Source organism: Flagellimonas okinawensis, assembly GCF_029194005.1.
In the GTDB taxonomy this organism is placed as follows: domain Bacteria; phylum Bacteroidota; class Bacteroidia; order Flavobacteriales; family Flavobacteriaceae; genus Flagellimonas; species Flagellimonas okinawensis.
Window position 1 is genome coordinate 154744 of the sequence record NZ_JARFVA010000004.1, and the last position, 18183, is coordinate 172926.

The following is an 18183-nucleotide window of genomic DNA, read 5'->3' on the forward strand; positions in this document are numbered from 1 at the left end:
TATGCTCATTGTTTTCCGTCTAAAGTGGTATACAAAGTCCGTTTTTTGCACTTGGAAGCGTCTACATGGATTTTTTTCTTTTTGAAATAATGTAGGAAAGAATTTACTAAGAAATCTTTTTGCATTTTTTTGGAGTATGTGGTATTTACTTTTGAATTTTTATCTTAAATGATTTAATACATACAATGTAAAAAATATCATGATTAAGTATTCATTCTTTTTGCACAGTGTCCTACGTTGTCTATTGTTTTTAACGTTTTTCAATCTCCAAGGTCAGATTGACCCCAACATATACAAATTTGATTCTGGAGAAGGACTTTCAGATGATGTGAAAAAAATTATTCGGGATAACGTCAAAGATAAGAGCGTTGTTTTTATCGGTGAATCTGTACATTATAGTGGTTCGGATTTTTTGGCTAAAACAAAGGTGGTCGAATATCTCGTCAAAGAATTACAGTTTACCGATATTGCTTTTGAAAGTGATTTTTTTGGACTTTTTTTTGACCATAGTAAATTAAATATCTTTCCTCACTGGTCAAAATCCGTTCAATGTCAAAAGCTTTTTGATATTGTTGAAAAAGAAAATGTGAACCTTTGGGGATTTGATAACCAGCTCCACTCCAAGTATTCTGCGAATCATTTTGACGCTAAGCTGAAAGAGTTTCTGAAGTCGCATGGAATTTTAGTTGAAGATAGGTTTTTGGAATTGACAGGAAAAGTTGCAAAAAACTATTATAATACAAAGGAAGTTTTGACCAAGACTGATGTTGAATATGTACACAAAAATTTGGAAATTCTTTTGAACAATGATAAAGTCAAGGATGACCTTCTGTGGTATCAGATATTAGATAGTTTCAGAAGCGCATTGCTCATATATACCACCCATTATAGTTTATCCAAAGCAGTACCCATAAGAGATGCCCAAATGGCTAAAAATTTAAATTTTATTACTAAAAGATTGGAAAATAGAAAGGTGATAGTTTGGTTGGCCAATGCGCATATGTCCAATTGCAACGAAAAATTTATGAAAGGTAAGACAATGGGCTTTCAGTATGCTAGAATGAACCCTAACTCTTCCTATAGCATTGCAGTGGGTTCCTTAATTTTGCCCCCGCGAACGGAAAAAGATATCATCAAGGCCCACAGGGATAGAGGAAGTCTAGTTCACTTTCTTCCTGCACTGAATGAAAATTTTTTTATTGATGTCATTGAAATAAGGAAGAAACGACCAGAAATTGCAAACGCAGTTTACAATGATAACGATATATTTAATTTGAATAATTCCAAAGCCAAATGGTTTCAACACTTTGATGCTATTATTTTTGTGACAAATGGAGAAGAAATAAAACGAATCGATTAGAAAAATATTACATTAAACTTCGCCCCTGATTCCGTTCCATTTTTCATGTACATATTTATCTAAATCATTAAATGTACGATCATACAAATCATCAAATATTATTTGTGTATTGCAATTGCCTAAAATCCAATTGACACAACGGCCGTATGGCAGAAACCACAGTGGAATCTAAGGAAATAACCTGCCTTTTCTTCTTTTCCCGCAAGAATAGCACCCGACAGATACTCACCCCATTGACCGAAATGTAATGGCTCTTTGTGGGCATCAACGAATTTTGATGGGATTTACAGGATTGAAAGTATTTTTCGAAGCGGTCGAATAAATGTAAGGGAATGATTTTTCAATTTCCGCCTTTAGATTATCATCAAAATATTTGTGTTAATTTTGTAAAAAAAAAGGATGACCTTTCAACACGTCGATGTAATAATTTTTGTGGTAAATAGAGGGGAAGTAAAACAGACCAATAAAAAAACTTTTAAGAAAAACTGCTACGCTGGATTCTCCCTGCATTTTGGTTTTCAAAAGTTCAAAAAAATGCCTGACATCCTTTTTGCAGATAAGCTGATATAAAGGATTGTAGATTGTTCATTTGAAATAGACCTAATTCTCACCTACTCTCAACCCGGGTAGGAGGCTTTTCTTCTCTAATTTAGACAAGCTGATTTTTGTGTTTTTTTTATGAATATTTATAAGATTGGGGGGTGTATTAAAAACGACTGACAAAATACAGTTGGAACAACAAGTCCCATCACAGCTTTCAGAAGAGATTATGGCCGGATAACGTTTTTCGTCGGTTGCCAGCCGCACGGATATGGTGTCCCCTGTCTTAAACGGATGCTCATTTGTGTATAGGGCTGCGGTCAACTCCAATTTTCCGACTTTTTTTTTGGTGACTTTTAAAACCCTTCCCTCAACACTATAGGTGTCGAAAACCTCAAAATTGTACAGAAAAATTAAAAAAATGACTATAACAAGCATCAAAACAGATGCCCCAAACCTTAATGTCCAGTGAAATGGCTTCTCAATTATTGAAATCAATTTTGGACTTGAATCATTAGAGTTTACCATAAATTAATCACCAAGCTCCAATTGGTTTTTTATAAGATTATAATACTTGCCCGTTTTTTGGACTAATTCAACGTGCGACCCAATTTCCTCAATGGCTCCATTTTCCAATACAATTATCTGGTCGGCATTTTTTACCGTGCTCAACCGATGGGCGACGACTAAAACCGTTCTTTCTTCAAAAAAACGCTCCAAATTGTCGACAATTATTTTCTCGTTATCGGCATCAAGGGCAGAAGTGGCCTCATCCAAAATTAAAAATTTGGGATTTTTATAAATTGCTCTGGCAAGGAGAATTCTTTGCTTCTGGCCTGTACTTAATCCCATGCCTTCATTTCCAAGGACCGTATCCCAGGTTTGGGGCAATTTCATAATAAAATCTTCAATATTTGCCATTTTAATAGCATTTAAAAACCGCTCTTTATCAGGCTCTATATTGCTGATCACTACATTTTTTAATATAGTATCATTAAAAATAAAATCTTCCTGAAGGACCACTCCACAATGATCTCTCCAAGCCTTCAAATCGATGGAGCTAAGATTTTGGTCTCCGACAAAAACAGTTCCTTCATCCGGTCTATAAAACCGTAAAAGCATTTTTAGCAAAGTGGTCTTGCCACTCCCACTTGCACCCACAATTGCCGTGGTCTTTAGCTGGGGGATTAAGAGATTAATGTTTTTAAGCACCAAAACATCTGAACCAGGATACCTGAAATTTAAATTTTTAATTTCTATATCATGAGATGACTTTGGGAGCTGTTTTGTCTCTCCATTGTCAGTCTCACTGGGTTTATTCTGGATTTCAGAAAGTCTTTGTAAGGATAATTTAGCGTCCTGTGATTCTTTAACAAATCCCACAAAATCGTGTAAGGGCGCATTTAAGCTCCCTATTATATAAGAAATGGCCAACATGGCCCCGATGGTCATGTTTCCTTCAATCACCAATAACGCAGAATAAAAGGTAATCAGTATGTTTTTCAGTTCATTGATCAATGCTGCACCAGCATCCTGCGTTTGTTCCAAACGAGTTCCCTTTATCAATACATTATAAAGTTCCACTCTTTTGTTTTCCCAGGCCCATCTTTGCTCTTTTTCGACATTGTTCATTTTGATTGTCTGCATTCCGTTTAAAAGTTCAACAACCAAACTTTGTTCTTGGGACATAAGTCTAAACTTTTCATGGTCAATTAGTTCTCTCCTTTTTAAAAAAAACAGGATCCAAACCACATAAACCACAGACCCAACCGCAAAAAGAAGGAACACATAAAAATCATAATAGGCTATAACAGAGGCAAAAATCAAAATGGAAAAAATGGAAAAAAGAATGTTTAGTGACGATGTTGTTATTAACTTTTCGATTCTCGAATGATCGTCAATCCTCTGTAAAATATCCCCTGTTATCTTAGTGTCAAAAAAAGAAATAGGGAGACTCATCAGCTTTTTAAAAAAATCTGAGACCAACAAGATGTTGATTCTTGTACTAAGATGTAAAAGTGCCCACCCTTTTATCAGTTCCAATGCTATTTTCCCCAAAAAGATGAACAATTGGGCGAGCAACAGGAGATATATTAATTGTACACTTTCGTTTTTTATTCCCACATCAACTATACTTTGTGTCAAAAAAGGGAAAACGAGTTGCAACAAGCTCCCTGCCAAAAGCCCAACACATAATTGAAGAAAAAGAGATTTATATTTAAGTATATACGGCAGAAGATGTTTGTATCCTGACTTTTTTTTTGGGGGCTCTGATTTTACACTATCAAAATACTCAGTTTTTTCAAGCAACAGGGCTATTCCTTCCGAGGGATTGTCACTATTATTGACACTGCTGGCCCAATGTTTAACAAACGCACCTTTTTTATATTTGATCAATCCAACTGCTGGATCGGCAATATGATAGGTTTCATTTACTCTTTGATAAAGGACCACATAATGATTATTGTCCCAAAATAGGATACAGGGTAACGGGGCTTTGTCCAAATTTTCTAGGCTCAGTCTTGCCCCGATCACATCAAAGCCAACATTTTTAGCAGCAAAGCTGAGTTTTTTTAAATTGGTCCCGCCTCGGCTGGTCTCGGACAACCCACGTAAATGTTCAATGGAAATCTTTCTCCCATAAAACTCGGCAATCATTTTCAAACAAGTTGGCCCACAATCCTTAAAATCTATTTGTCTATAAAAAGGAAAATTCTTCATATTTTGCTTTACTTCAAAAGTAACAATTGGATGAGTTTAAACTTTTTCCCTTGTTTTTTATTCATATTTCGATGAAACACAAACAATTGAGTTTTTAGCTGTTCTATTGAATTTGAGGAGCTTAGAAAAAAATATTCCGTAAGAGCATTAAATAATCCTTGAATGAAATCGACCCTATCGAAGATTGTACTCATAACCAAGCCCCCCTGACCTCTGCCAATAAAAGGAGGTCTTTTGGCAAAAAATTTTGTGATAATCAAATATTAACTTTTTTGTGTGAAGTTTCAATGTTCTTTTTGGTTATTTTTCTCCAATGAGATTTTTTGTGACAAATTATAATGTTTAAAATATTTTGGTGTCTATGAATATTCAAAGGAACATGGTGTTCTTCTTTTTATTGATAAGCTATATTGGTCTTTCCCAACGCATAACCTATACAGTGGCCGATTCTTTGACGAAATTCCCCATTCCTTATGCTAACATAGTTTTAAATTCAAATTCTGGAGTGATCACAAACGAAGATGGCAATTTTAGTTTGCCGGAAAACGAGAGGTTGGACAATAAAGAAATCAAAATTTCTTGTATTGGATATAAAACAAAAACAGTATTGTTAGAGGAAATAATAGATGAAAAAATTCTTCTCTCCCCTGAGATTGTACGTTTAAGTGGGGTAACGGTCAGCAATGTAAGCCTTGACCCCATTGAGATTGTCAACAAGGCCATCGAACATCTTGAAGACAATTACGCCCAACAACATACAAAGAGCGACTTTTTTTTACGACAGACCCTAAACGAGAATATTACAAAGGTTCAAACTGAAAAATTAAAATCCAACATCAGTGAGTTTACCCAGGTAAAATTGGATAGTCTGACCAAAGAAATACCTAAGACCATTACGAAATATACCGAAGTTTTGTTTGATTTTAACGAACCGTCGGGAATTAAATCAGATTTCATACTAAATCCTATCCGGATAGTCAAGCATGAAGAAAAGAACCAGGCATCCGCTTTGGACTCCATTAAAATTGATTTGATATCATTGTTAAAGAAACATTTACCGGGATCCACACAAATTCGGTTTAAGTCCGGTCTCTTCAAACTAGGCAGTGATATAGATATAAATGGAGATGGACCGCAAAATGACAAAACGGACATCAACAGGGACAAGGCCATTAACAGCAGTGGATACCTCGGGTCAAATTTTATAAACGATCTGTTATATAACAATCCAGACCAATTTGATTTTTTAAAGAAGCCCAAGTATTATGAGTTTGACCTAAAAGGTGAGATCAGCTATGGTGAACATAGTGTTTATGTTATCTCAATAGTGCCAAAGGACGATAAGGCAAAATATGAAGGTCAAATTTTTATTGATGTGCAGGACTTCGGTATCCATAAATTGGATGTGAATACTATAGCTGGGGTATCTGAGAAAATGTTTGGCCTATTGGGGATTCATTCGACCATGAACGGCCATTCTTATCGTATTTATTTCCAAAAACTCCACAATTCACAAGGCTATTTTCCGAAATATGCCCGAGTTGAGACGAAGGAAGAATTAAGAATCAACCGAAATATGCAAATTAAAAGTCTTTCTGATAATGGAAAAGAGAAACTTGTTTCATTTGAGGCCGACATCAATATCTTGGAACATTATATAGAAGAAGCAAGTTTTGGTAATCCAAACGTTACCAAAAGAAAAGAAAATAAAGCCTCCAATGTTGGTAAATCGGCCGTCGAAGTTATATATCCGAAAGAATATAGCTTCGAGATTTGGAGGGATTACGACATAATAGAACCAGAAAAAACGCTATTTAATTTTAAAAAAGCGGGAAAGTATTAAGTCTTTTTTTTAACTTACAGCAAATTTAATTTTTCCATTAACTAAAAAATTTATTATGAAAACATCTTCTTTAAATCAATTTAAAAAATTTGAAGTAAAAAATTTGGAAAGTGTGGTTGGCGGAGCAATCATATGTCTAACAGGGGTTTTGGACGGTATTAAAAAGAATACACGTCTTTGCTTCTTTTGTAAATGTGGGAATCAGTAATTGAAAATTTGCAGATTAGCACTTTCTTATTAAAACGAAGATTGGAAGGGGTTCTTTTGAATCCCTTTCTTTGTGTTTTTTTTATAATATTTCTTATCCCTTATACCTCTTATTCTCAGACAAAAGAACTGTCTGGATTCGTTGAATCCAATAATGGGGACGTTGTAGGACTGAACGTAATCAGCAAGAAAAGTGGACGAGGTACCATAACAGACCAAAATGGAAGGTTTTCGATATTGGTCGAACAGAATGATACATTGTTAATCAGCTCTATCCAGTACGGTTTGAAAATTGTTCCGGTCAATAATTTTTTACACCAACCGGACCCTGTTAAAATCAACTTACAGGAGACCCCAATAGAATTAAAGGAAGTGGTGGTGTCTAATCATTATTTAACAGGCGATTTATTATATGATATAAACTCTTTAAAGTTGGAAAAAGTGTTGTCCAATGAGGATTTAGGCCTACCCAATCCACAAATACGAAGGTTGAGCTATGCCGAAAGGGAACTGAAACACTCATCTACAGGCGCCATTAATTTACTGATCAATGTCCTTACCGGGAGGTTGAAGCAAGTAAAGAAAGAAATTAAGGCGGAGAAAGTTGCGGGATATTTCGATAGCGTTAAATCCAAATTAAATGATAGCTTCTTTATTGATCACTTAAACATCCCCCCCAATAATATAGACGGGTTTATTATATACTGTTGCGAAGATGAAAACTTAGTGCAAATTATTGAAAACAGTAATGATTTGGAGCTTGTTACTTTTTTTGAGAAAAAAAGTAAAGAATTTTTGACCCCAACAAATTACTCAGCCACTTCTTCCTTTAATCGATAGGCATTGTTCAAAATATTTTTTAGATACAAAATCCCGTACCTATAATATATACCATTAATATAAATGGTTGGTGTATCTTCAATGCCATTATCGACCGCAACTCTTTTGTGATTTCTTAAGGCCTTTTCTATATATTCCAGGCCATCGATTGTCCCAACCCTTTCAGATATCCATTTGTCAATAGATTTCTCATTTATGGTTTCCATGGAATAAATTTCCTCCATTATCTTTAAAAACCCCAATTTATCCTTACTTGACTTTTCTCGCCGATATATTTGAAAAGCCGATACAGCAAGGGCGGTATCTAGGTTGTCGGGCGATTTTGTAAAATCATTTTCTGATATTTCAGCCACTAAAAATCGTATGACTATCCTGAAATACCGCTGGTTTCTCTTTAAAATTTGGTCTATGTATTGGTGGGCTTTCCGACAAGAAGGGCATAACGGGTTTGTATAAATAAGCAAAATATTTTCACTATCCGGATTCCCAAGAACTATATCGTACTCATTGGTGCTTAGCGGCACACTTTTCTCTTCCTTAAGCAACCCATTGAAGACAACCGTATCATTTTCATAAACATATAGCTTCTGCTCTGTATCCATTAAAGAATTGCTTAGTGAATAGTTCTTTCTTATTAATTTCCAGATTATAAAAACCAATAAAAGAGTAAAAATAATGGACACAGGATAACCATTGAATAAAAAATCGACATTGAAACCTTCGATCAGAAATAGTGATAGAATAAAATTAACGACTATGATTATTTGTGTCCAGACACATAATGCACACCACTTTTTTATGACGACCCCCTGATAAAAAAGGGAAAAAAAGGTAAAAGGAAGCGCGGCTGTGTTTAATAATTTAATCAATCCAAGGGATAATTCTGTGCCGGGATATGATGTGGTATTAAGGATTAGAACCATCACAATAAATCCAAAAAAAATAAATCCCACATCACTAAAACTGAGCCCAAAAATTTTACTTGCTTTTGAATTGATTACCTCTGAACAGGAATTCGATGATTTTCCTTTGAAGGACAATATTCCGCAAAGTTTACTCCCATTGCCGGTTTTGAAATTATGTTCTTCTTTCACCAATAAAAAGCTTAAAATGACCCCCATAAGACTAAAAGCAAAGCTTATTTTTCCATAAACTCCGACCTTAGCAAAAAAAATGTAGCCTATCAATAAAATGAAGAAAATAGCTGCTGAAGTCCCCACTGAGAACATACTTGGAACGTCCTCAGCATCAGTCACGACGTTTGATATACTGTCCACATCATCATTTTCCGGCTTGGAGACCAAAACAAAGATTCCCGTGCTGATATCGAGAAAAGTATCCACCTCTATTTCTACCCACCCCTTTTTTGAATCTAAATAATTACAGAGTCTGCCATTAAGAGAATTTAATACTACGAAACGAACCTGTCCTTTTTCAAGATTTTTATCATCGGTTTCTATAATTTGAGCTAAGCAAGGGAATGGGATTTTTCGTAATGAATCTTCCCCTAATTCAACTACCAAGTTCTCTATACCGTTTCTGTTCAGAAAATTCACTATAGATTCAATTCTTGGATACTTAGGGTCTCTTTCTATTTCGTTTACAGGAATTTGCTCCCCCTGAATTATAAAAAGATTTTCAAGCGCAACTTTAGTATTAGAATATTCCGTCGATTCCTTAACCCACTTTTTGCTTTTTACATTACCCATGCCTATGATACGTTAAAAAAATGTGCAAACTACTGCAAGCAATAATCATTAACATTATTGATGCACAACTTACAGGCAAATTAAGAGAAAATCCTAGAGGTACTGAACCAAATGGAGTCAAATATCTAATTTATAACCCAGAAGTATATGCCCATATAACAGAACAAAGAACGGATCGTTTGGTGGAAAAAAAGCAACCGGAAAGGGATATCGAATAACCCAGCGATTTCATCAATACTGCTATAAACTGAATATGGGATAGCTCCATTGGGGGAAATTTTCAAGACCCTCGACATGATTCTGCATTGACACACGGCATCAATATCTCTGGAAGACAAAGAGGATAAATCCCTTGTTTTCAGTTTTTTAGCCAGTTCCATGATGCAAAGGAACTATACCTAGACACTTGAAGGATTCAGGACAGGGATATTATCATAAATGGCATTGACAGGTAGCCATTTTGTGCCCGAAGGGAACATAAACAAATCTTAAACCTGATTTAAACAGACCACACTTACTAAGGATATTATTTGCTTACAATGTAAGTTTTTTCATTTTTATGAAAAATTTATCTATATTGAGACATCATTAGTGGGTACTTAAAACCCATTGATTTTCAGTTGTTTATTTTTTAGTTCTTTGACATCTTTGTAATCGTAATGCGTAAGTATCTCTCTTACAGGGGTTTTATCGAGTAGCGATATACTCAATATCTGTAATATTTCGTAGATTCTTCGCTGGGATTTCAATTTGTTCCCGACTATTGCCACAAGACAGTATGCGATGATTGCGCAATAGATCTGTATCTTGACTGCGTTCATGCTCGTCCCCCAGAAGGATTTTATCCTCAGGTGCTGTTTCATCCATTTGAAGAACAGCTCGACTTCCCATCGTTTCTTGTACAGAAGTGCTATTTCGGTCGCATCGAGATTGGTGTTGTTGGTCAAAAAGACGAATTCCTTTCCGGTCTCGCCGTCGTAATATTTGATGCGGCGGAGTTTTTCAGGATAGCCCTTTTTTGAGTAATGCCCTTCGAGTCCGCCCAACTGGTCGTATTTGACCCCTTTGGCCTTATCGACGGCCCGGGAATACATCCTCTTAAAACGTAGGTTGTCCTTGGCCCTGGTAACGAAAAAGGCTTTTTGCAGATGGATGGCGTACAATCTGGCAAAGTCGATATATGCCTTGTCCATGACGTAAAAACTTCCAGTCTCATAAGGTACTATGTCCAGAACGTTGACATCGTGCAGGCTCGCATTCGAGATGTGTACGAAGCTGGGGACCGAGGTCATCACGTCGTAAAGTACGTGGAGCTTTATCCCTCCCTTGGCCTTTCGGAACTCCGCCCACCAGAACACGCTCAGGCAAAGATCGATCGTGGTCGAGTCAAGGGCGTACACGTTGCCCTCGATGTCAATCTCGAAATCTCCCCGGTAACAGCTTTTCCTGGCCTCGCCGATAAGGACATAGGCGAACTCCTCGAAGATCTTGTAGCTTCTTTTTTCGTTGGCCTTGCCCAGATTGCGCCTTGTTACGGTGGTGCCAAACCCTAAATGGTAATATTTTGGGCGGTGCGCCTCAAGGCTCAACATCAAATCGCGCATACTGTCCCTAGAGGTCAGTTGCCCGAAGACCATGCACAACATCTGGTTCCAACAAGTAAAGCTTCTCACGTATTTGTTGCCGCCATGTTCCTTGACAATACGGTCGAAGGCCCGGCGCGGCAGGAACTCGGTAAGTTGGGCGAACACATATTTGCCTTGGTTCATGGATTTTATTGCAAAAATCCAACTTCCGGTTCAAATCGTCACGCCACGAAAAATCCTCTCAGGTGCGATATACAAAGAATTTCAAAGAACTTATATTAACTTATAGTGCCCACTAGTGTTGAGACATGTATATTAACTCTAACCATTTTATTATGAAAAAAATCATTGGGATTTTTGCATTGGCCCTAATTCTTACTACCAATGCCAATGCTATTGAAGAAAACGACTGTTCATGCACCAAAGCTTCCGATGAGGCTTATCTTTCATGTGTTGCAATCGCAACGGAACTCACTAGGGGACAAAGTGTTGAAGCATTTAGGGCAGCGTATGTTGGATGCATCGAATTGAGGGCCAAATACGAATGAGGACTTGATTCAGAAGGCGAATTCTGGCCCCCAATATTATTCTCCCCAAAGAAACAAACTTTGGGGATTTTTAATGAAAAAATATATCAAAATGAACAAGCATATAATATACCTTTTAATGTTAGTTTTTCATACAACCTATGCCCAACAAGATGGTGTTAGGGCGTTGTATGGGGTCAAATCTGCAAAGAACATTGATGATATGGAAAACTTTGAAGTAAAAAATATAATGATTTCAATAGCTTCTGTATTGAAAGATTTTGAATTTGAATTGTTGATATCGGACCATGAGTCTTTGTTCAATCGGAAGGAACAGTTGAAGCCCGATGATATATCCCCCTATATTTATTATCAAGCATTGGTATTCTCCCAAGGAGATAAAACTTGGTATGTCAATGATTTGGAAGGTACCAAGATTGTTGAGAAGAACGATTCAAAACCAATGACTTTACTACTTGATGAAAAATTGGAATGGGACATTACCAAAGAATCAAAGAATTTTGGAGATTATAAAGTTTACAAAGCTACCACAGTTCGGCAAAAAGGGACGGTCAAGACCCCAGTTGAAGCATGGTTTACCTCTGATTTGCCCTACAGTTTTGGGCCTCTGGGGTTTGGAGGACTTCCCGGATTCATTGTTGAACTTAAATTCGAGGAAATGATCTATACCTTGAACAAGATTGAAAAAGCGAACGTAAAAATCAAAAAACCGAAACTAAACAATCAAATATCCTACCAAGAATATTATATTATGCTGGAAAAAGAAGTGGCGGATATAAAGAAAAAAGGTTATTGAAGAAGATTTGTTTTTTTATTGCTTTTTTATGGGGCAGTACTATAGCTCTAGGACAAGAGATCCAAATTTTTGGTCAGGTAAAGGATTCCAGTGGTGTTGTTTTGTCCAACGCAAATATTATTGCATTCCCAAATTCTAATTCAGAAAAAACCCCATTTGCAATCACAGATAAAAAGGGGGAATATTCATTGACCCTAAAAAAAAATATTACTTATGAAATCCAAGTGAGCTATCTTGGTTTCCGCCCACTGGTGTTTTCATTGATTGCTGAAAATAGTGCCAAAAAGGACTTTACCCTACTTCCATTGGTCCAAGAATTGGATGAAGTCCTTTTAACTTATAAACTTCCTGTCCAGATCAAAAAGGATACTACAATTTATAATGTTACTGCCTTTGCATCCGGTAAAGAACGTAAACTTAAGGAACTCCTAAATAAATTACCGGGGATAGAAGTCGATAGAGAGGGTAATGTCCGTGCGCAGGGAAAAGAAATAACGAAGGTCTTGGTGGAGGGAAAAACCTTTTTTACCGGGGACAGCAAACTTGCCGTGAACAATATTCCCGTAGATGTCATCGACCAAATTGAAATCTTGGACAATTACAGTGCCATCGGATTTTTAAAAGGGCTGGAAGATAGCCAGGAAAAGGCTTTGAACATCAAATTGAAAGAAGAAAAGAAAAGGTTTGTGTTCGGTGACATCGAATTGGGTTATGGATTGGAGGAAAGGTACTTGGCACACCCTGCCCTTTTTTATTATAGCCCCAAGACAAATGTCAATATTATTGGAGACCTGAACAATATTGGTGAGAAAGGATTTTCTATTACGGACTACATTGATTTTGAAGGAGGGTTTGGAAAACTTATGTCCAATAACAAAAACTTTGTCTCTCTTTATAACGATGATTTTGCTTCCCATTTGAACAACATGGATTTCAAGGAAAATTCAAATAGTTTTGGGGCATTTAACCTTAGACAGTCCATTTCCCCCACGACAGAGATAAACTCCTATGCCATTATAACCAATAGCAAATCAGAAACAGAAACCCAAACGGTCAATAATTACCTTGCCGATGAACCTTTCATCGAAAATAGACAGGAATTGGAATCAAATGACATCTCCTTCCTTCTAGGCAAACTATCCATCGGCCATCATTCGAAGCAAAACTTAAACATCTCAGCCAATACTTTGGTTAAATTAGGAAAGAATGACTCCTTTGGCTCTTTGATCTCAATCAATCCATACCAGAACAATAGTCTCCAGACTTTTAATAGTTTTGAATACTTAGACCTAAAACAAAACATTGATTATAATAAGAAGTTCTCCAAAGCCCAGACTCTTAGTGTAGAGGCTACTCTGGGTCATTCTCAAAATAAGTCCATTGGGGATTGGATATCCAATGAGTCGTTTTTAGAAGACCTGCTACCTTTGGAAATTGATATGCCATACAGCATAAACCAAAAGAGGGAATTAAGGAAAACCAGTTTTGACCTTGCTTTAAAAGATTATTGGATATTGAACAATTACAATCACTTGTATACTACACTGGGATATGGCATATCTTTTGACAATTATTTGTCCAGTTCGGGTCAAGCACTTACAGATCAAGACAGTATCGACTTCCCAAAAGATAGTTTTTCCAATGATCTCGATCGTAACTTTAATGATATCTTCATAGGTCTTGAATATAAATTCTTAATAGGGAAATTAATTTTTAAACCTGGCCTTATTTATCATAGGTATTTTTGGAGAAACAGACAGACAACGAACATCTTTACAAACAGTTCCTCAACAATTTTGCCTCAATTTTTACTGAGAGTGGAGTTTAATGACAGTGAAAAATTGATCATCAAATATGATACTGATGTTGGGTTTCCCGATACTTCCCAATTTTCCCAAAATTACTCAATTGTCGATTTCAATGTCGTTACAAAAGGTAATCCGAGTATGGGTCCAATGAAAAGCCATTCCCTTTCCTTGAATTATTATAAGCTAAACTTTTTCAAGGGGTTATATTTTGATACCTCTCTGGTATATTTAAGAAGAGCCCAAAACATCAAGAAAAATGTGGTATTGAATGGAATCGATCAATCAAGTACCTTTCTAATACTTTATTCTCCAGAAAACAGTTTGGCCGGAAACTTTAATTTGAGCAAAGAAATAAGCAACCTAAAATTCCATTTTCAAGGAGAGGCCAGTTATGATGAGTTCTTTCAGGTGTTCAATTCAGAGGCGTCAATTTTTTTTTTGACTGACCTATCGGGGAAAATCAGGGCCGAAACTTATTTTGAAAAGGGTCCAAACTTTGAAATCTCATACGAACATTCTCCTTCAAATTACGGGGGAAAGGATGGAAGAACAAGATACCTATCTTCCGAATTGTTCGTAAGTTCGGAATTCAGATTTTTCGATGATTTCAAATTCACTGTTGAATACTCCAAGAATCGGTTCCTAAATCGGGAAAATAGGATCCAAAATCTTTTTGACCTAGCAAATACTTCTATTTACTACAATAAAGAGAATAGCCCATGGAGTTTTGAAATGGAGGCTACAAATCTGTTCAATGTGAATGCAAAACGGGAAAGTTCCTTTTCCGATTTTATAGTTCAAGAAAGGAGTATCTATATTGTGCCCCGAATTATTATGTTCAAGATTGCTTATAAATTTTAATCTATGTTCATACAGAGTATGACAGTTTCAAACTAGGAGGTGTCCGTCTGAGTAAATACTAGAGGTGAAAAGGAAAGAATAAAAATACTCTGAAAAGGATTATTGAAAGAGAATCAAGTGCTTCTAATATGAAATGATTCTTTGATAATGATTTCGATATCTTCCTTCAAAAAGTTAGAACCTTGTCCTCTTGAGGTCACTTAAAAAAGCACGCTTTGATCAGCGTGCTTTTTTAATACCCATTGCTGATCAAGCCACCTTTGCTGAAGCTTGACCATATGCGTTTTTGTTCATCTTAGCGAAAAGAAGCGGACCGTTGACGGGTTTTGTTACCAAATCGTTGGCTCCCAACTCGAAGATCTTTTTTCTTGTATTACTTGTATTGTCCGCGGTCACCACAATAATTGGAATTTGGGCATTGCACCTGGCTTTTCCTTCCCTGATCATCGTGGTGGTTTCAAAACCGTCCATTTCAGGCATTTGAAGGTCCATAAGAATCATATCAAATGACTTCTCTTTCATGATTTCCAAAGCTTCCTTGCCATGGTTGGCAATGGTAAGATTGGCATCCTTCCAGTTCTTTTTGAACAACAACTTTACTACGGTCTGGTTCATTTTGTTGTCCTCAACATAAAGTATGTTGCCCGCCGTGGATCTAATATCGGAATTGACTGAATCGGATTCTTTGGCGCTAAGTTCTTTATCTTCATCTATTTCAAAACCCAGACTAAGTTCGCATATGGTGCCTTTGCCTTGGTTGTTTTTGAAATTCACTGTTCCTTTTTGTAGGTCAACATAAGTCTTAACGATGTATAGTCCTAAACCCAGACCACTGAATTCGCGCTTATCCATAAAGGACTTTTTGGTAAAGGATTCAAAGATTGTGCTCATTTTTTCTGCTGAAATACCGATTCCTGTATCCTTGATCGTAAATCCTATCGTAGCTCGATCATTCTTTTTGGTGCAATCAATGTCTATAGCTACACTGCCCTTGCTGGTGAATTTAATTGCGTTGTCCAAGAGGTGGTTAAGGATTTGGGCCAGTTTTGCTTTGTCGCCAACTATCCTGGAAGGTAAATCGTCCGATAAATTTATATTGAACTCTAACCCTTTTGAAGTCGCTTTCTTTTCCTGAAGGTTCAAGATCTTTTGCAAAGTCGATTTTAGGTCAAAAGGCACTTCTTTCAACTCTTGGTCCCCTTTTTCAATTACGGTAAAGTCTAAAATATCCTCAATATAACCCAATAGGTTTTTCGAGGAGCTCAACAGCATCTTGCATTTTTCATCCAAGTTTTCTTCCTCTTTATTTTCTTGAAGAGAGGTAGCTACGCCCATAATCAGGTTAAGCGGTGTCCTAAGTTCATGGCTTATATTGGATAGAAATGAGGATTTTATCTCGTTCATGTCCTCGGCTCGTTGAAGGGCGAGCATTTGGTTTTGCTCATTCTCCATCCGTAGATCACGAATCCTATTGCTCATCGATATGGATAAGAAAATAATTTCAAACCCGATGCCGAATTTGGCACCATTACTGGTGATGAATGAGTTCTCTATTGTATTGAAGTTGTTCAGTATAAAGACCACAAACCCTAATATCAAAAATGAAATACCAATGATAAAGAATAGATCTACTTTTTGTCTTTTAGCTTTCATGACGACCAAGGAGGTAATCATGTGTGCCAACACAAGAATTCCGATGGCATTGGCCAAAGGATAACAATATTCAAAGTTTTGGGAAACCGCTAATATGATAACACCCAGCACTATTGATGCACCTAATAATTTGTTGATGAGGTGTAAGATGGGACTGTTTTTTTTAAGGTTTAGGAAGGTATCCCCATAATTGCCAAAAAAGAGCAGTGAAACAAAAGCGGTGAGCAAAACAGCCCTATCCGACAGCCAGCCACCTTGTGGAGTAAAATATTGGTGAAAGAATCCATCCAATGAAAACTGCATGGCCGCAATAAAAAGCACATAAAGTGCATAGTACACAAAGGCCTTGTCCTTGAGTGCAAAAAAGAAAAACAGGTAGATAATAGAGGCTAAAATCAAAATGCCATAAAAGAAGCCGTAAAATACCTGCTCTTTGTAGGTGAGCCTGAAAAAACTGGTCTCCTGGTACAGATTCATGGGAAGCATCACCACTTCTCCATCACTTTTGAGCTCTATATATGCCTGTAGTTTTTGTCCCGGTCTAAGGTCTATGTCAAAGATTGACTTTCTATGCTGTATTGTTTTTTTGGAAAAGGGAATCCTGTCCCCGCTTATTTGTTTTTCAACTTGGCTGTCCTCATCTATAAGAAAGAGGTTTACCACATCCGTTATCGGGCGTGCAGTTTCCAAATAATACTGTTTGTAGCTCTCAGTATTGTTTTCCAAATTAAAGGTGAGCCAGTAGTTGTCACTTGAAAATCCGAGGTTCTCCTTTAAACTGGTCAATGGAACAAAGTCCAAGTCCGGGTTGTTCCTAATTTCTTCCAAGCTGTAATCTTTTTGGCCTGCAAGCAAAACAGATGTCACTGGTCTAAGCGAAATGACCTCATGGCTATTGCCGTCTGCAGAAATTTGAGCAATGGAAAAAAATGGAAAAAAAAATAATAAAACGATTGACCATAGATATGGCCTTAATGGGGGAGTGTTGCACATTAAGTAGGTATTACTGGAACCGTTTTTTTGGGAAAACGGAACCTTTTGTTAGTTGGTTTGGTTTATAAACGTCACTACATGGGGTTTGGTATTGGCCAGTCCGATCTTTGGATGTAATCCAGAAAATCTTCGATGAAAGACACCTATTGTTGAAAGGAACTCCAAATATTATGGACTAAAGCTGAAGTTGTAAATAATATAAACGGCAATGAAGAGATATGTTTGGATGACATTTTTGGTGATGGGTACATTGGGATTTGCTCAAAACACTGATTATAACACCAAAAATGGTTATGCTGTACATGGCTACGATGTAGTGTCCTATTTTGAAGGTTCCCCTTTGGAAGGGAAAAGCGAGTTCACTGCGACATATGATGGGACCAAGTTTAAGTTTTTTAGTCGAACCAACTTGGAGAGGTTCAAGGAAAGACCTGCTAATTTCTTGCCCAAGTATGGTGGTTATTGTGCGTATGCCGTGGCCATAAATGGTCGAAAGGTGAATGTCGATCCCGAAACTTTTGAAATCAGGGACGGTAAACTTTACCTGTTTTATAATAAAGGAAAAAACAACACCTTAGAGTTTTGGCTCAAAGGTTCACCAGAAGACCTGGTTTTGGAAGCGGATAAAAACTGGGAGAAATTAAAGAATTGATTATTCTTTCTATCTTATACTCAAATTCATCAAAAAGCGAATAAAATAACCCAATAACTAAACATC

General features: G+C 36.7%; 13 protein-coding genes. 9 read left to right on the plus strand and 4 right to left on the minus strand.

The window, feature by feature from the left end:
• Positions 1–199: 199 nt before the first annotated feature.
• A complete protein-coding gene (locus PY091_RS12745) occupies positions 200–1360 on the plus strand; it encodes an erythromycin esterase family protein (protein WP_083569616.1) in 1161 nt (386 codons plus the stop codon).
• A gap of 1071 nt (positions 1361–2431) precedes the next feature.
• Here the strand turns inward: PY091_RS12745 and PY091_RS12750 are convergent.
• Complete coding sequence (locus PY091_RS12750; RefSeq protein WP_072878810.1) at positions 2432–4621, minus strand: peptidase domain-containing ABC transporter; 2190 nt, start codon at positions 4619–4621, stop codon at positions 2432–2434.
• 361 nt (positions 4622–4982) lie between these two features.
• Here PY091_RS12750 and PY091_RS12755 point away from each other — a divergent pair, with 361 nt between their 5' ends.
• The 3 genes from PY091_RS12755 to PY091_RS12765 are packed head-to-tail and all read left to right on the plus strand — an operon-like array spanning position 4983 to position 7511.
• The gene (locus PY091_RS12755) at positions 4983–6464 is read left to right on the plus strand and encodes a carboxypeptidase-like regulatory domain-containing protein (RefSeq protein ID WP_072878806.1); all 1482 of its coding nucleotides are present in this window, start codon (positions 4983–4985) and stop codon (positions 6462–6464) included.
• A 55-nt stretch (positions 6465–6519) separates the two neighbouring features.
• Positions 6520–6672 carry a hypothetical protein gene (locus PY091_RS12760; protein ID WP_275650051.1) on the plus strand — a complete coding sequence of 51 codons (153 nt, stop codon included), beginning with the start codon at positions 6520–6522 and terminating at the stop codon, positions 6670–6672.
• Positions 6673–6680: 8 nt separating this feature from the next.
• Positions 6681–7511: a carboxypeptidase-like regulatory domain-containing protein gene (locus PY091_RS12765; protein WP_275650052.1), complete on the plus strand. Its 831-nt coding sequence runs from the start codon at positions 6681–6683 to the stop codon at positions 7509–7511.
• Here the strand turns inward: PY091_RS12765 and PY091_RS12770 are convergent.
• The gene (locus PY091_RS12770; RefSeq protein ID WP_072878804.1) at positions 7481–9220 is read right to left on the minus strand and encodes a vitamin K epoxide reductase family protein; all 1740 of its coding nucleotides are present in this window, start codon (positions 9218–9220) and stop codon (positions 7481–7483) included. The two genes, PY091_RS12765 and PY091_RS12770, sit on opposite strands and share 31 nt — an antisense overlap.
• Before the next feature lie 20 nt (positions 9221–9240).
• On the opposite strand from PY091_RS12770, the gene PY091_RS12775 reads away from it, so the two are divergent.
• The gene (locus tag PY091_RS12775) at positions 9241–9438 is read left to right on the plus strand and encodes a hypothetical protein (RefSeq protein ID WP_072878803.1); all 198 of its coding nucleotides are present in this window, start codon (positions 9241–9243) and stop codon (positions 9436–9438) included.
• A 381-nt stretch (positions 9439–9819) separates the two neighbouring features.
• Here the strand turns inward: PY091_RS12775 and PY091_RS12780 are convergent, their stop codons facing one another.
• A complete protein-coding gene (locus PY091_RS12780) occupies positions 9820–10989 on the minus strand; it encodes an IS4 family transposase (protein ID WP_275650053.1) in 1170 nt (389 codons plus the stop codon).
• Between the two features lie 152 nt (positions 10990–11141).
• Here PY091_RS12780 and PY091_RS12785 point away from each other — a divergent pair, with 152 nt between their 5' ends.
• The 3 genes from PY091_RS12785 (at position 11142) to PY091_RS12795 (ending at position 14819) form a co-directional block, all read left to right on the plus strand.
• Positions 11142–11354, plus strand: a complete 213-nt coding sequence (locus tag PY091_RS12785; RefSeq protein ID WP_072878802.1) for a hypothetical protein — start codon at positions 11142–11144, stop codon at positions 11352–11354.
• A gap of 91 nt (positions 11355–11445) precedes the next feature.
• The gene (locus PY091_RS12790; RefSeq protein ID WP_163636617.1) at positions 11446–12150 is read left to right on the plus strand and encodes a GLPGLI family protein; all 705 of its coding nucleotides are present in this window, start codon (positions 11446–11448) and stop codon (positions 12148–12150) included.
• Positions 12147–14819 carry a TonB-dependent receptor gene (locus PY091_RS12795; protein ID WP_072878800.1) on the plus strand — a complete coding sequence of 891 codons (2673 nt, stop codon included), beginning with the start codon at positions 12147–12149 and terminating at the stop codon, positions 14817–14819. Before PY091_RS12790 ends, PY091_RS12795 begins: the two co-directional genes overlap by 4 nt.
• Before the next feature lie 249 nt (positions 14820–15068).
• Here the strand turns inward: PY091_RS12795 and PY091_RS12800 are convergent, their stop codons facing one another.
• Positions 15069–17465 (minus strand): hybrid sensor histidine kinase/response regulator, encoded by a 2397-nt coding sequence (locus PY091_RS12800; RefSeq protein WP_275650054.1) that lies wholly within the window; start codon positions 17463–17465, stop codon positions 15069–15071.
• 208 nt (positions 17466–17673) lie between these two features.
• Here PY091_RS12800 and PY091_RS12805 point away from each other — a divergent pair, with 208 nt between their 5' ends.
• Complete coding sequence (locus PY091_RS12805) at positions 17674–18117, plus strand: YHS domain-containing (seleno)protein (RefSeq protein WP_275650055.1); 444 nt, start codon at positions 17674–17676, stop codon at positions 18115–18117.
• Positions 18118–18183 lie beyond the last annotated feature (66 nt).